The sequence below is a fragment of the Ruegeria sp. BB5 genome, from assembly GCF_056539405.1.
This window is the reverse complement of the sequence record NZ_JBQFUX010000001.1, coordinates 431,150-445,055: the sequence shown is the minus strand read 5'-3', so window position 1 is coordinate 445,055 and position 13,906 is coordinate 431,150. Positions and strand designations below refer to the sequence as shown.

Below are 13,906 nucleotides of genomic sequence, written 5' to 3'. Positions count from 1 at the left end.
GAAAGGATGCTTGTCTGTCAAGCATACTAAAAAATGCGACACGAAAGACCGATGCGAAAGAAAAAAACAACAAACCTGCTGACCGAAGTAGAACTTGAGTTCATGAACGAGCTCTGGGCGCTGGGTCAGGGCTCGGTCCGTGACGTGCTTGATCGCCTGCCAGCCGAACGCAATCTGGCTTATACATCTGGCGCCACCATCCTGCGTATTCTCGATGAAAAAGGATTTGTCGAAAGCCGCAAGGATGGAAAGACGCTGATCTATACGCCGCTGCTGGAGAAGGACAGATATCAGGCGCGGTCGCTGCAAAACCTGTCGCGGACCCTGTTCGACGACACGCCCGCCACACTGGTCGCGCGTTTGGTTGACGACGCAGGGCTCAGCGAAGCCGATCTGGAGGAAATTCGAGCACTGGTAGAGAGGAGACTGCAAAATGACAGCGGTTAAACCGGTTCTCGACGCGTATCTGGAATTGAATCTGGTCCTTGGGTTAGCCGCGCTTGTGTGGCTGGCAGCCCGAGGCATTCTGTCCAGAACATCCTTCAGCCACGGATTTGTGGCGCAACTGCGCGCGCTCAAGGCGCTTTGCCTGTGCGTCGTCCTCAGCCCCGTTCTGGCACTGGGTGTGTCCGTGCTGGCCACTCACACCCCGGCAAAAGGCACTGTAGCCATCGGTGACATCGCCGTGGCGGCCTATCTGCGTGGTGACATTGCCATGCCAGCCACCCAGTTCGAAGCCTTGCTGAACACACGCCAGCGTTGGGTCGATGTGTTGTTCAGCGGGGATCACCCCGTTGTTTTGGTGATCCTTGCGCTGCTGGCGCTGGCAGCGTTGATTTATACCCTGCGCGTCATCCGCGACGGGCTGTCGATCCGCGAGACAGTGAACACCAGCTTTCTGTGGCGACGCTCTGCCAAGGTGGACATTCGCCTGTCCGACCGCATCGCCGTTCCCTTTGCTGTACGCGGCCTGCGTCGACGCCATGTAGTGCTGCCCAGCCATCTGCTGGATTCCCCGCACGAAATGCGCTTTGCCCTTGCGCATGAGCTGCAACACATCCGCGCCGGTGATGTAGAGTGGGAGCTGGGGTTCGAACTGCTGCGCCCCCTTCTGTTCTGGAACCCCGCCTATCTGGTCTTGAAATACCAGTTCGACCGCCTGCGTGAGTTGGCCTGTGATCAATCGGTCGTTGCCCGCAAAGGCATCGACACGCAGGACTACACCAGCTGTCTTTTGGACTATTGCGCCCGAACAGTTGTGCGCGGCAGCCCGCGTGTGCTGAATGTTGCTCTGGTTACGGGAGGCAAAGCTAAGCGGGTTCTGCGGCAACGCGTAATCGCCCTGGCCGATGCGCCTTCGGTTAACTCATCTATGCCGTTCATGTTCCTAGGCCTGACCATCTTGTTTGCACTGGTGCTGGGCCTCGGTGCCGCTTCGATCCAACAGACCGAGGATTGGAGCCACGACCGGCTGATGCTGTCGACTGTTGTCAACCTGGAACGGCTAGAGGCGCGCAATCAGGGCAACTGATTGATCTACCAACCTCGCCGCCCAAACAGCGCCTGCAATCGGGTCTGCCCGGCAAACGGGTCCATCGGTTGCGGCGTAGCCAGTTTTGATACGACCCGGCGGACCAGAACCCAGCAGACCCCCGCAAAGATCACGCCACCCAAAGCCTGCCCCAGCAGGACCCCCGGTGCCCCTGCGATATAGGCACCGGCCACAGCAAAGGGCCATGTGCCCAAAGTATGCCGCCCCCAATTCACCCAAGTCGAATACACAGGGTGACCCAGATTGTTGAAACTGGCATTCGCAACAAAGATCACACCGTTAAAGAACGACGCCAAGGCCAGCGGCCCGCAAAACAGGTAGATCAGTGTGCGCGTTTCCCCCTGCGCCTGAAACAGATCGGCAATCGGCGCGCGCAATAAGAATAGGGTGACGGCCATCAGGCAGACATAAACAGCGGTGAATTTGACCCCGGCCAGAAAACTCTGCTTTACGCGGTCAAACTGCCCCGCCCCGAAATTCTGCCCGACAATAGGTCCAATGGCCCCGGACAGGGCAAAAATGACCGAAAATGCCACGGGCAATAGCCGCCCGATCACGGCCATGCCAGCCACCGCATCCGTTCCGAACTGTGCAATCTCACGAATGACGATGGCATTGCCGATGGGGGTGGCGATATTGGTCAGAACGGCAGGTACGGCAATTGCGCTGACCGGACGAATATCCGCCCCAAGCTGCTGCAAAGAGGGCCGACCAAACCCGCGGTGTACCCGCACCGCCGGTCTGACCGTCGCGATCAACATGCAAATACGCGCAATCACCGATGCGATGGCCGCCCCATCCAGCCCCAGCCCGACAGCAAAAATTAGGATCGGGTCTAGCACGGCGTTTGCCACACCACCATAAATCGTGGCCAACATCGAACGCCGGGCATCTCCGTAAGCGCGCAGAACCGCCATACCGGTCATCGCCACAGCCATCACCCACATGGTTGGCAAAATGATCGAGGTATAGCGGGCAGCCAACCGCAGCACCTCGCCTTCTGCGCCCAGAAGCGACAGAAAGAACGTCAGATTGAACAGGACGATTACAGACACGATCAACCCGACGACGGCACCCAGAACAGCCACACTGGTGCCGAATTGGCGGGCTTGTTCGTGCCGCCCGGCGCCAAGTTCCCGAGCGACCAGGGCCCCTGCCGCAATCGAAAGGCCAACATTGACCGAGTTGGTGAAGAACAAAAGCGTCCCGGCATAACCAACAGCTGCGGCCAGCGCATCGTTTCCCAACATCGAGATGAAAATCATGTCGACGAAATCAACGGCGAAAATTGCCATAAGACCAATACTGGTGGTCAAGGACATCCGGGTCACGTGCCCCATCAGGCTGCCCGTCAGAAAGACCGCCTTGCTGTCAGATTGTGTCGCCATGCCTTGTTAGCCTTTTTGAATGCGGGCACTTCTCTGGTTCTGTTGGGGGAACTGCCCGGTAAGCCCCCAGTTCCTCTTGCACTACCTGAGAGCCGTACAGGAACTGCAGGACAAATTCGGACCACTCTGACCGTACGGCATTTGCGTCCAAGGCGACAAACCGACCTTCAGGTGACAGTTTGACGATCCCATGAACCGCTCAAAATCCGTTTCGCGCAAGGGGTGAATACCTCCAGCCCCTTGAATTTCGCCGATTTGAGGTAGCCCGGCAACCTGACTAATCTAGACCACAACAAATAGGGGCGTGGGTCATGAAAATTGTCTCAGGTGGACAGACTGGCGTAGATATGGCTGCTTTGGAGTTCGCACGCCAAAACGGTTTTGCATACGGTGGCTGGGTCCCCAAAGGGCGCATGAACGAAGATGGAAGGATTCCGGCCCAATTCGACGGTCTGACCGAAACGCAATCCGAAGACGTTGTGGAACGCACTCGCTGCAATGTCTTATCGAGCGATGCTACCTTGATCTTTGTGGATGGCTCAATCAGCCCCGGCACGCAGCAAACTATTGTTTTCGCAGAAGAAGCTGGAAAGTTACATCTGACCGTCGACGTCAGAAAAGGAATAGCGACCAGTGCCGCGCATGTCAGTGAGTGGCTGCAGGCAAACCCGGTGTCGGTTCTGAACATCGCCGGCCCTCGCGCCTCGGAAGCACCACAAATCGGGGCGCAGGTCCGGGCGGTGCTGGATCGGATTTTGAGTGAACTTAAGAAGTGAAATCCAAGGTTTAGTTTCGTCGCCCATTCTCATGGAAAATACCTGCCAATCTCGGGAAATCGCTGCGCGATGTCGGTTGCTGTTTTTGCCCCGAACACGGGCGTTGAATCACCGGCAAGAATCGCGTCGGTCCGGGCGCGTGCAGAAGCGATCAGACTGGGTGATCCTGCATCGGACCACGCCTGTGGTGTCGTCCGATCCGCAAGTGCGGGATAGTAATAGTCGCTTTGCATGCGGCCCAGGGTTTGACTCGCGCCCAGAAAATGCCCCGGACCGTTCAGGCACATGTCGCGGATCACATCGAAGGCGAGCGCATCCTCGGTGATCTCAAACCCGCGTGTCGCACGCATCACCGATCCAATCAGGTCGTTATCCAGGACAAAACTTTCCTTGCTCGCCGCCAGAAGCGAGCCGTACATGCCAGCGGCTTCGTAAATCAGATTGGCCCCCGCCAACGCGCTGAGCAATTCGGTGATGCCCTTTTCATACCCTGCCTGAAAGTCTGGCAGCTTGCTGTCCGTCATCCCCGCGCTCACCGCACAGGGAATGCCATAATATTGCGCCATCTGCGCACAGGCCGCCATCAGCACGCCCTGCTCGGCACTGCCACCGGACATCGCGCCGGTGCGTAGGTCGCTGACAAAGGGCAAGGCACCAAATAACGCCGGGTGCCCGGGATTCAGCAGGTTCAGATAGACCAACCCGGCCAGAACTTCGGCTGTTTGCTGAGCAACGGCGCCCGCCAAAGGCGCTGGGCTTGTCGCACCCGCCTGCCCTGCCGACACCAGTTTTAACGGTGTCCCGGTCTCGGCTGCGCATTCGATTATTCCCAGTGTTTCGGCAGCAAAAGTCAGGGGCGGCACGACAAAACACGTGGAAACACAGCAGAACGGCCTTGCCCGCCAAGCCGCTTCGCCGCCCGCAATCATATGGAACATCTCAATCGCCGCACGCATTGTTTCGGCAGAACTGAAGGACGTTCCGATTGGCTTGGCGGTACCCGCTGCGCAGGCGAAGGCCGTATTCATCTCCATTGCATGAGTGTCCGGAATATCCCGAGCGACCACTGTGCGCTGAAACATGTGAATGTTGGGCAGCGCTTCAGCCAACCGCGCCATGTCGTGCAGGTCCTTCAGCGTGCTGTCGCGCACCTCACCTGTCGCGCTGTCGACGATATGGACTGCCGCGCCCGAGGTACCAAGGTGGATGCGCGTACCGCTGGGATCAAGGTCGTATTCCGGCCGTTGACCGTACAACGTGAAACCTCGGCCAACCGTTGTTAACACTTGCTCCACCAACTTGGACGGAAACAAAAGCCGACCAGCATCCGAAACCAACCCCCCGGCAGCAACGACGGTGTCGACACAGCGGGGCGTCGCGTTGGCCATGCCAATCTCGGCCAGAATGCGAAGTGTGGTTTTGTGGATGGCCGCAATCCCCTCAGTTGAGATTGGGCGATATCGCCCACCTTCGATGCCCGGCCAGATCGCGGTGGTTGGGCCAGTTCCCGCCCCACCCTTTCGCTGAGCTTTGCGGGCGGCCCGTCCTGATCTTACGCGGCTCATGCGTACTCTCCCTGACGGCAGAACAACGAAGACACGGCAGGTAGCTCGGGCCAGATCCGCAACTTTTCGACCCAGCTGTCGGGCACCGGCCCGGTATTGGCCGCAAACTTCTCCCAAAGCTGTGATTGTGACATCGGCGACTGCGGCGCACCTGTGGGAAAGCTGCAGCTTTCCTCGATGATCTGCCCATCTTGGAACGTCACAACAAGCCGGTCTGGGTCCTTGGCCGAATAGTTTTGACCGGACTGATTGGGCGCAAAAGCATGCACGCGCGACTTGCCAATCAGGCGTTCAACCATCGGTTTCTTCCACGCCTGCTGCGTGAGATCGGCAAGCGTCAAATTACCATTTACCAACCCCATAGCCGCTACAAATGGCAGACTGAACAGCGCCTCTGGGATGGACCTGGGTTGCACGAATGGCAGCACGGTGGCGTGAAAATCGGGCACATAAAGGTCAATCGCGGTGATTTTCGTCGGATCAATCCGGCCATAAAGGCGACGTGCGCAGGTCATGATCCGATGGGTATACCCGCAGCTTGGCCAGGGTTTCAGAACCAGCCCGTATTCGGCCAGAGCGTATCCCGTTCCCAGTTTGCCCAGCGCCGCCTGCAACCGATCAGGCACAAGCCCGCCCATTAAAACCGCCTGCCCCCGCTCGTGATCCAGCACATGTGCTTGACCGGTGACACCGGCGCGAGCCAAACAGGCGGCCTCGACCCCTGCTCGCGCAGCGAACCCCGCCTGAACCGGCTTGGCATTAGAGCCGAACTGACAGGTATATCCACCAATCGCACTGATTGAGAGAGACATCGCATGGGTCGTTTCCGATGCGTCCAGCCCCATCAATCGCGCGCAAGCTGCAGCAGCGGCCGGAGTCCCAAAAGTCGCGGTAGAATGCCAGCCAGCGTCGTAATGTTCGAAATTCAACGCCTCCCCCAGACGTGCGATGACTTCAAACCCTGCCAGATAGGCTTGCGCCAGATCACGACCCGTTGCCTTTGACCCCATAACGGCCAGCATCGCGGGAAGCAAAACAACGGTCGGATGCGTATTGCCGGGCAATTCCCAATCGTCAAAGTCCAGCGCATGTCCCGCAACTGCATTCAAAAACGCGGCATGCGGGCGCGAGGTTGTCATTTTGGCACCCAACACCTCAGTTCTGCCTTCCACTGACATAGCTTGCACCGCTGCGCGTGTTTTGCAGGCCACTTCGGTTCTTACACCTGCCAGAATGCAGCCCAGCGTATCGATCACCCCATCGCGCAGCACGGCCAGGGTATCCGGGTCGGGTATAAGCGGATCGTCAACCACAAAGCGGGCCAACCGACAAAGGGCGGGTCGGGTCATGGCACACCTTTGTTTAACAGGATGATACCCGTGGTTTTCATTCAGAAAAACCTTCATCCGGCGTCTGGCACGGCGAATCCAACGCTTCGGGCCGCATCCGTGAATGCGGATCACAATGAACTGCTATCTGCACTTTCATAATGCACCTCATTCTTGGAATGCTGTTATTCTTCAAGAATGCTAATTCCGCTTGTTTTTTTCAGGAAGATCGAAAAACCTTATACTCGACATTCCATTGAGGAATGATATGGCCGCGCCAAATTGGAAACTACTTACTGCTTTTGAGGCAGCTGCACGACACCGCAGCTTTACGCATGCCGCGCAAGAACTGAATGTTCAGCAACCGGCGATCAGCCGCCGCGTTGCCGCGCTTGAAACGGAACTTGGCGTCAGACTGTTAAATCGGACCCGCCCCAACGTCTCATTAACACGCGAAGGCGAGGTTTTGTTCCGTGCTGTCGCCAGCAGCCTTCTGCAGGTCAGCAGCGCCGCAGAACAGATTTGCCGCCGTCCGGACAAAGATGTTGTCACCGTCAACACCACCATCGGCTTCGCCAGCTGTTACTTGATGAAGCGCCTGCCTGCCTTTCGTACCGCGCATCCCGAAATCTCGGTCGAGTTGATATCCCGGGACCAAAACAACGCATATGGGCCTGATGCCGACATCATCATTGCGTTTGACCACCCGGACAGGTTGCCGGGGGTCAGGCACCGCCTGATTTTTCAGGAAACCATGGTTGCAGTGGCGCATCCAAAAGTCGCGAACACCATCCCTGACACCCCGGCGGCCCTGGCGCAAAGCCCGCTTCTCCATCTTACAATGGGCAATCACACCGACGACTGGAATACGTTCTTCGCAGATACTGGCCTTACACCGCCCCCGCCAGTGTCCGAGCGGAAATTTACCAGTTTCATGGTCTACCTGCAGGCTGCTTTGAACGGGGATGGTGTGATCCTGGGATGGCAAACACTGTTGCAGGACCATTTTGACCTTGGGCAATTGACGCCGGTGACCTCACGGCGCCTAAATACTGAACGGGGGTACTTCGTGTGCCTGACAGAGCGCGCGCAAAGCAATGCGGCTGCTTTGAAAATTATGGATTGGCTTGCAGACGCCACCCCATAAGCAGCAGGCCGTCTTACTGCAGGCTGCCCAACAACTCGCTTTGGTAACCAAACAGCGCAGGCAATCCTCCGGTATGCAGCATGACAACCTTCTGTCCTTGTTGAATTTTCCCTGTTTCAACCAAATGCAACAACCCCGCAAAGGTCTTTGCGGTATAAACGGGATCAAGGAATATTCCTTCTGTCCGGGCCATCTTTTGCAATGCGGCTTGTGTCTTGGCGCTCAACTTGCCGTAACCCGGGGGCAAGGCTTCGTCCATAACCTCAATTCTGTCTTTCAGAGGGTCCGCTTCGATGCCCAGCAAATCTGCCAGCTTTTGCAGGACAGTTTCCATGCGCGTATGCTGTTGGGTTTTGTCGCGACGCACGCAGACACCGAAGACCGGCGCGGACACCTCTGACAGCGCGACGCCGGTTAGCAAGCCACCATGTGTCGCCCCACTGCCCGACGGCACGACAACCGCATCAAAATCACGCATCTGCTGGCACAGTTCCTGACCCGCTGTAACATACCCCAAAGCACCCAACGGAGGGTGATGTAGCCCCAGATGAATGACGTAAGGCTTGCGCCCCTGTGCCTTTAACTCATCCGCGCGCGCATGCAGGGCTGCATCTGCCCCGGCTTCGTCCTCGCCAAGAGGATAGCTCATGTGTTCCGCGCCGAGAATTTTGGCCAACAGAACATTCCCCGAGGTGTAATAGTCGGGGGCCATGTCTGGCACACGCTCTTCCAGTTGCAGGACCGACTGCATGCCCAACCGTGCAGCTGCTGCGGCGGCGGAACGCACATAGTTGGATTGGACCGCACCTGTGATCAGAACAGTATCAGCGCCTTGCTGTATGGCGTCACCGAAATAGAATTCGAGCTGCCGTGTCTTGTTTCCCCCAAAACCAAGCCCCGTCAGGTCATCGCGTTTCAGCCACAGATCAATGCCCAGTTCGTTGGACATTTTGTTCAGGCGCTCCAGCGGCGTTGGGCCGGACATAAGCTTAGCGCGTGGGAATTGGGCCAGTATATCAGTGCGTGTCATCATTTGCCCCTCAGAGATAAGCCATCGCATAGGCACGTTGAAAGAGAACACAGCAAGCAATCAGCGAAACCAGCCGAATTGCTGCAGTGATAAGTGGTTGCGGCAAGTACGGGCCGATGGCGCGGCCGATCAGGCTACCGACCAAAGTAACCGAAGCGAACGCCCACAACTGCGGCCCGAACGGGTTTGTCTGCACCGAAGACAAACTATGCAGCAGGAACGCGATGCCATAGGCGACCAGAGCAATGGGTTGGACCAGCTTCGCGACTTCCTTGGCCTGATGACCTTTCGCAATCAGACCGAACACCATCAGGGGCCCGGGCGTCGCTGCCCAAACGGTTGCAAGCCCGGATAACCCTGACACGGCTGAGAAACCCGCCGTACCAATGGCGCGGTGAAACGGGATAAGGGTTGTAATCAACCCGATCAGTAGCAAGCAGGCCGTCAGGGTCAGAACGAACACCTCGCTTAGAAACGGGTAGATTGCCAGGCCAGCGATCACACCGACAAGGCAACCGGCAATGCCGATGAGGGTTGTCTTTCGTTCGATCGCAAGGATGCGCCGGTCAGTGGCGACCACGGACACAATGGTGTTCAACAGCAATAAAACGGGCACGGCCGTCGATGTACCCAACATGATCATCATTGGCGGGCCTGCAATGATGCTGAACCCGATCCCTACCCCGACCTGAAGTACTGCGCCTAAGCAGATGGCGACCATCAGGATGGATAGTTCGACAGACACTTCCACACCCCCTTGGTCATTGTCACCCCTTGCAAGGATTGGCATATCCGCAATTGCAGACCGGGGTCCATGCCTTTCCGATATGGCACGAAGCGCCTGGCCTGCAGATTTTTACGTCCAGGGCATGATCCCGGAATACGCGCTGCGCGTGGCAACGGAATGCGCCATCTGAGCCAATGTCGTCAGATCAAATACTGGCAGCTGAAGTTCTTGCTGAATCCGCGCGGCGTAGGGCGGCAGATCGGTGCATTCCAGAACGATGGACCGGATGTCAGGCGACTGCCGTTTCAGGTTGCGCACTGCATCCATCAATTCGGCCTCGATCAGATCGGTGTCCATACGGGTTCTTGTGTTGCGCAGGATCACTTCGGCGAATTCACTGGTGTGCTCCAACCCTTGTACGACCACGGGAATACCAGCCGCTCCGACGCCTTCGAAATGCCGGTCCGTCAGTGCCGATGCATCTGCGGTCACCACGCCCACCGGCGCGTTGGCTCCGGTCATGTGAAAGGCCAGAGGCACCTGGATCAGGCTGGACGCGAATACAGGGACAGACACTGCAGCCGCCAATTCCTTTTGAAACAGGGCCAGGAAACCACAGCTGCCCGTGATGGCCCGCACGCCCTCGGCCTCAAGCCGCTGCGCACCCTTGATGAACGGGTCAAGCAGCTCGGGTGTGGGGTTGTTCAGCAGGGTCGGGACAGTAACGCCGTCGATCATTTCATAAAGGACCGGAAACGGCAGGCTGGACGGATTCTTGATATGCCCCGGAGGTTTGGGGAAATAGCTCTCAAGACAAAGAACGCCTATTGAGGCCCCACAGATATTCTGACCGCCTTCATAAATCGGCATGGTATTCAAATCCTTTCAAGGTGAGTGTGCCGCAGGTTCAAAACCGGGTCGGTGAAAATGGCGCCAGATCGACGTTGGGCTTGCGTCCCGACACAAGATCGGCAACCAGTTCGCCGGTTTTAGGGGCCATCATCAGGCCATAATGGGAATGCCCGAACGCCGTAAAAAGCCCGGCCTGCCCGTCAAGTTGCCCAATCGCAGGAAGGCTGTCTGGGAATGAAGGCCGCCGACCCATCCAGAACTGTGCCTGGCTGGTATCAAGATCCGGCACCATCGCCTTGGCTTGCTCTGTCAGAATTTTTTCTTTGCGCGGATCGGCCGGTGCGTCGACCTTTGCAAACTCGGCCGTTCCGGCAACCCTAAGCCCATCGACCATCGAGCTGGCAACGACCTTTGCATCCACATCCATGACCGAATTGTTCAGGCTGGCAGCAGGGTTCTGAAACTGAACATGGTATCCCCGCTCAGCGACAAGCGGAACGGTTAGACCCAGCGGTTTCAAAAATTCAGCAGACCATACGCCAGCCGCCAGAATAATGTTGCGCGCGAGCAGCGTTTCTTGCGGTGTGGACAGATGCCATCCGCCACCTTGGACAAAGGTCAGTCCAGTGACCTCGGTCTTTACGATCTCTGCCCCCTGCGTGCGGGCTTTTTCCGCCAGAACCGCGCCAACGCGCCCCGGCGAGGTTAAACGGGCCTGACCTTTGATCAGCACCGCCGCTTTGAATTCGGACGTCAGCGCAGGTTCAAGACGCAGTAGTTCGTGCCCGTCAACGCGCTCAAGATCACCACCTTTTTCCTGACGGATAAGATAGTCGAGACCTTCCAAATCAGCCTGTTCGGGACGACGGAATGCATGAACATAGTAGCTGTCGGTAATCAGATCTTCGCTGCCAGTGCCTTGCAGATGCCGACGGTACAGGTCAATTGACGGGCGACACAAAAGATCCATCGCATCCGACACTTCGCGAACGGTCTTTTCGCCGGAATTGCCCAGAAAACGTAAACCCCAGGGGATCATCTTTGGCCAGAAATTGGGCCGCACCGAAAGCGCGCTTTTCGGATCCAAAAGCATTTGGGGAAGCTTCTTCCAGATTCCCGGCATCGCCTGCGGGATAATCGACCAGGGCGACACCACACCCGCATTCCCGAACGAGGTTTCCTGACCCGGCTCGCCCCTATCGACAAGCCGGACCGGAATGCCACGCTCTTGCAGCGACAAGGCGCAGCAGATGCCGACGATGCCGGCACCGATGATGGTGACTTGTTCTGTCATTTCATCAGGCCGCCGAATGACTGCGATTGCGGGCGATCAACTGCGTGATGATGACTGGCGAAGCCACGGCCAGCGCGACCAGATCGGCAGTCAGGGTCGGCGCCACGAAAATGACCCCGGCGAGCGCCATCAGGATACGCGACACCATGTTCAACGGGCTCAACCAGTATCCCACGACAGCTGCGGACAGGGCGATAACCCCGGCGATACAGCTTGATGCCGTATAGGTGAATTCCCACAGGTCAAACCCGGTCGAAGACACAAACAGAAGAACCGGCGCATAGACAAAAGCCATCGGTGCAATCACCTTACCCAACCCGAGCGTAAAGGCAGATAGCCCGGTACGGAACGGGTTCGAGTTCGCAATGGCCGCCGCCGCATAGGCCGAGGTACAGACTGGCGGCGTGATTTCCGAGACCACCCCATAGTACAGCACAAACAGGTGGCTGGCGATCGGCGGGACACCAAGCTGCGCCAGCGCAGGCTGGGCGACGGACACCAGCATGATGTACAGCGCCGTGGTGGGGATACCCGCGCCCATCAGGATGCAGACGATGGCGATGAAGACCAGCGAGATGAACAGTTGCAGGTCTTCCATCGCAAACAGTTGGAAGCTGCCAAACGAGATCATGTTGTACAGATCCGACGCCAGATTGCCTGCGCCCTGCGTCACCATAAACCCGATGCGGAACCCGATGCCGGTAGTGTTGATCACTCCGACCACGATGCCCACTGCTGCAGCAGCCGCACCCACGGCCAGCGAATATTTCACGCCCAACTCGACCGCCTGCAGCATCTCCGGCACTTCGATCCGTTTTTGCGGGTTGAGCGTTGCGACAACCGAAAGGCCGCACAGAATGGCCGTCATGGTCAGATCAAATCCGCCATCCGAGAATTTCCAAAGGACAAAGGCCAGGAAGGCGGCTGCGTAGATCAACGTTGGAGGTTGCTTGATCCGCGACATGCCCGCAATCACTGCCAGCGAAATACCACAGAAGGCCGACATGAACGGCGTGTAACCGGTGAACAGGACCACCAGCAGACCGATCAGGGGCACAATGTTCGCCCACCCTTCGGCCCACACAGCCTTGAGCTGCGGCAACTGCTCTTTGGCCAGACCCTGCAGGTTCAGTTTACGCGCCATCAGATGCACAACGGCGAAGACCCCGACATAGTGCAGGATCGCTGGGAAGATCGCCGCAATCACGATGGTGGTGTACGGAACCTCAAGGAACTCGGCCATGATAAACGCCGCAGCGCCCATGATCGGCGGTGTAATTTGACCACCAGCCGAAGACGCGGCCTCGACCCCGCCTGCAAAATGGCCGGGGTATCCTAGGCGCTTCATGTTTGGGATAGTCAGCGCGCCGGTTGATACGGTGTTGGCCACCGAAGAACCCGAGATCGTGCCGAAGAAGGCCGAGGATACCACCGACACTTTTGCCGGACCGCCAGTATAGCGGCCCGCCAAAATCGTGGCGTTATCGATGAAAAGTTGTCCCAGACCTGTGCGCTGTGCGATCACGCCGAACAGGACAAAGTGGAACACGATGGTTGAGACAACCCACAGAGTGACGCCATAAATACCCTCTTGCGGGAAATACATCGACGACACGAAAGTTTTGAAGTTCACACCGGGATGTTGCAGCAGACCGGGGAAATACGGCCCCAGCAGCGCGTATGAAATGAATACACAGATGATCAGCGGCAGAACCCAACCCAGCGTGCGGCGCGCGATGTCCAGCACCAGCAGGATGATGACGACACCTAGGAACACGTCATACCCGTTCGGGTTACCCATTCGGAACGTCTGCTCCTCGATCCCCAAAAAGGGAATGCCACGCCAGGCGAAGCCGACGTACAGCGCGGCAATGATACCCAGCGCCATGAAGACCAGATCGTAAAGGGGGATGTTGCCGATGCGGAACCGGCTGACTTTGAGCGCATACAGGCTTTGCGATCCGATAATCGGAATGGTCGCGTAAACCAGAATGAACAGCAGGGCGAGATAGATGCCCATATGCCAGTGGTCGGCAGGCAGGCCGAACCCGGCAGTAAAGAATTCGTAAAACGCAAAGATCAGGGCAACAACGCGCAGGACCTTACCGGTGGTTGGTGTGACCTGCCGAACAGCGGCGCCTTCGTCGAACTGTTCTTCGATGGCCGCAAGTTCTTCGGCCGTCAGTTCGTGGTCATCAAGTTTCTGGGTCTCGGTCATGATGGCCCCCTGATTTCGCATAATTCAAG

12 protein-coding genes are annotated in these 13,906 nt (G+C 57.6%); 4 read left to right on the top strand and 8 right to left on the bottom strand.

Annotated elements, in window-relative coordinates:
* The first annotated feature begins 51 nt into the window (after positions 1-51).
* Positions 52-447: a BlaI/MecI/CopY family transcriptional regulator gene (locus ACR0DL_RS02220; RefSeq protein WP_170348226.1), complete on the top strand. Its 396-nt coding sequence runs from the start codon at positions 52-54 to the stop codon at positions 445-447.
* The gene (locus ACR0DL_RS02215; RefSeq protein WP_226688631.1) at positions 434-1,531 is read left to right on the top strand and encodes a M56 family metallopeptidase; all 1,098 of its coding nucleotides are present in this window, start codon (positions 434-436) and stop codon (positions 1,529-1,531) included. The genes ACR0DL_RS02220 and ACR0DL_RS02215 overlap by 14 nt, the downstream gene beginning before the upstream one ends.
* Before the next feature lie 5 nt (positions 1,532-1,536).
* Here ACR0DL_RS02215 and ACR0DL_RS02210 read toward each other — a convergent pair whose 3' ends face one another.
* A complete protein-coding gene (locus ACR0DL_RS02210) occupies positions 1,537-2,940 on the bottom strand; it encodes an MATE family efflux transporter (RefSeq protein ID WP_254437314.1) in 1,404 nt (467 codons plus the stop codon).
* Positions 2,941-3,251: 311 nt separating this feature from the next.
* Here ACR0DL_RS02210 and ACR0DL_RS02205 point away from each other — a divergent pair, with 311 nt between their 5' ends.
* Positions 3,252-3,716: a putative molybdenum carrier protein gene (locus tag ACR0DL_RS02205; RefSeq protein ID WP_480646235.1), complete on the top strand. Its 465-nt coding sequence runs from the start codon at positions 3,252-3,254 to the stop codon at positions 3,714-3,716.
* A 29-nt stretch (positions 3,717-3,745) separates the two neighbouring features.
* Here the strand turns inward: ACR0DL_RS02205 and ACR0DL_RS02200 are convergent, their stop codons facing one another.
* Together ACR0DL_RS02200 and ACR0DL_RS02195 are read right to left on the bottom strand one after the other, a co-directional pair.
* Positions 3,746-5,281 carry a trimethylamine methyltransferase family protein gene (locus ACR0DL_RS02200; RefSeq protein ID WP_480687380.1) on the bottom strand — a complete coding sequence of 512 codons (1,536 nt, stop codon included), beginning with the start codon at positions 5,279-5,281 and terminating at the stop codon, positions 3,746-3,748.
* Positions 5,278-6,630 (bottom strand): MmgE/PrpD family protein, encoded by a 1,353-nt coding sequence (locus ACR0DL_RS02195; RefSeq protein ID WP_480687378.1) that lies wholly within the window; start codon positions 6,628-6,630, stop codon positions 5,278-5,280. Before ACR0DL_RS02195 ends, ACR0DL_RS02200 begins: the two co-directional genes overlap by 4 nt.
* 247 nt (positions 6,631-6,877) lie before the next feature.
* Here ACR0DL_RS02195 and ACR0DL_RS02190 point away from each other — a divergent pair, with 247 nt between their 5' ends.
* Complete coding sequence (locus ACR0DL_RS02190; protein WP_480687376.1) at positions 6,878-7,756, top strand: LysR substrate-binding domain-containing protein; 879 nt, start codon at positions 6,878-6,880, stop codon at positions 7,754-7,756.
* Positions 7,757-7,769: 13 nt separating this feature from the next.
* On the opposite strand, the gene ACR0DL_RS02185 is transcribed toward ACR0DL_RS02190, so the two are convergent.
* The 5 genes from ACR0DL_RS02185 to ACR0DL_RS02165 all read right to left on the bottom strand — a co-directional run bounded on the left by ACR0DL_RS02185 (position 7,770) and on the right by ACR0DL_RS02165 (position 13,877).
* A complete protein-coding gene (locus tag ACR0DL_RS02185; protein ID WP_480687374.1) occupies positions 7,770-8,789 on the bottom strand; it encodes a D-cysteine desulfhydrase family protein in 1,020 nt (339 codons plus the stop codon).
* Between the two features lie 7 nt (positions 8,790-8,796).
* A complete protein-coding gene (locus ACR0DL_RS02180) occupies positions 8,797-9,531 on the bottom strand; it encodes a TSUP family transporter (RefSeq protein WP_170374685.1) in 735 nt (244 codons plus the stop codon).
* A 111-nt stretch (positions 9,532-9,642) separates the two neighbouring features.
* Positions 9,643-10,383, bottom strand: coding sequence for an aspartate/glutamate racemase family protein (locus ACR0DL_RS02175; protein WP_425080888.1), 741 nt, complete (start codon positions 10,381-10,383; stop codon positions 9,643-9,645).
* Between the two features lie 37 nt (positions 10,384-10,420).
* Positions 10,421-11,659 carry an NAD(P)/FAD-dependent oxidoreductase gene (locus ACR0DL_RS02170; protein WP_480687372.1) on the bottom strand — a complete coding sequence of 413 codons (1,239 nt, stop codon included), beginning with the start codon at positions 11,657-11,659 and terminating at the stop codon, positions 10,421-10,423.
* A gap of 4 nt (positions 11,660-11,663) precedes the next feature.
* Positions 11,664-13,877: a TRAP transporter permease gene (locus ACR0DL_RS02165; RefSeq protein WP_480687370.1), complete on the bottom strand. Its 2,214-nt coding sequence runs from the start codon at positions 13,875-13,877 to the stop codon at positions 11,664-11,666.
* Positions 13,878-13,906 lie beyond the last annotated feature (29 nt).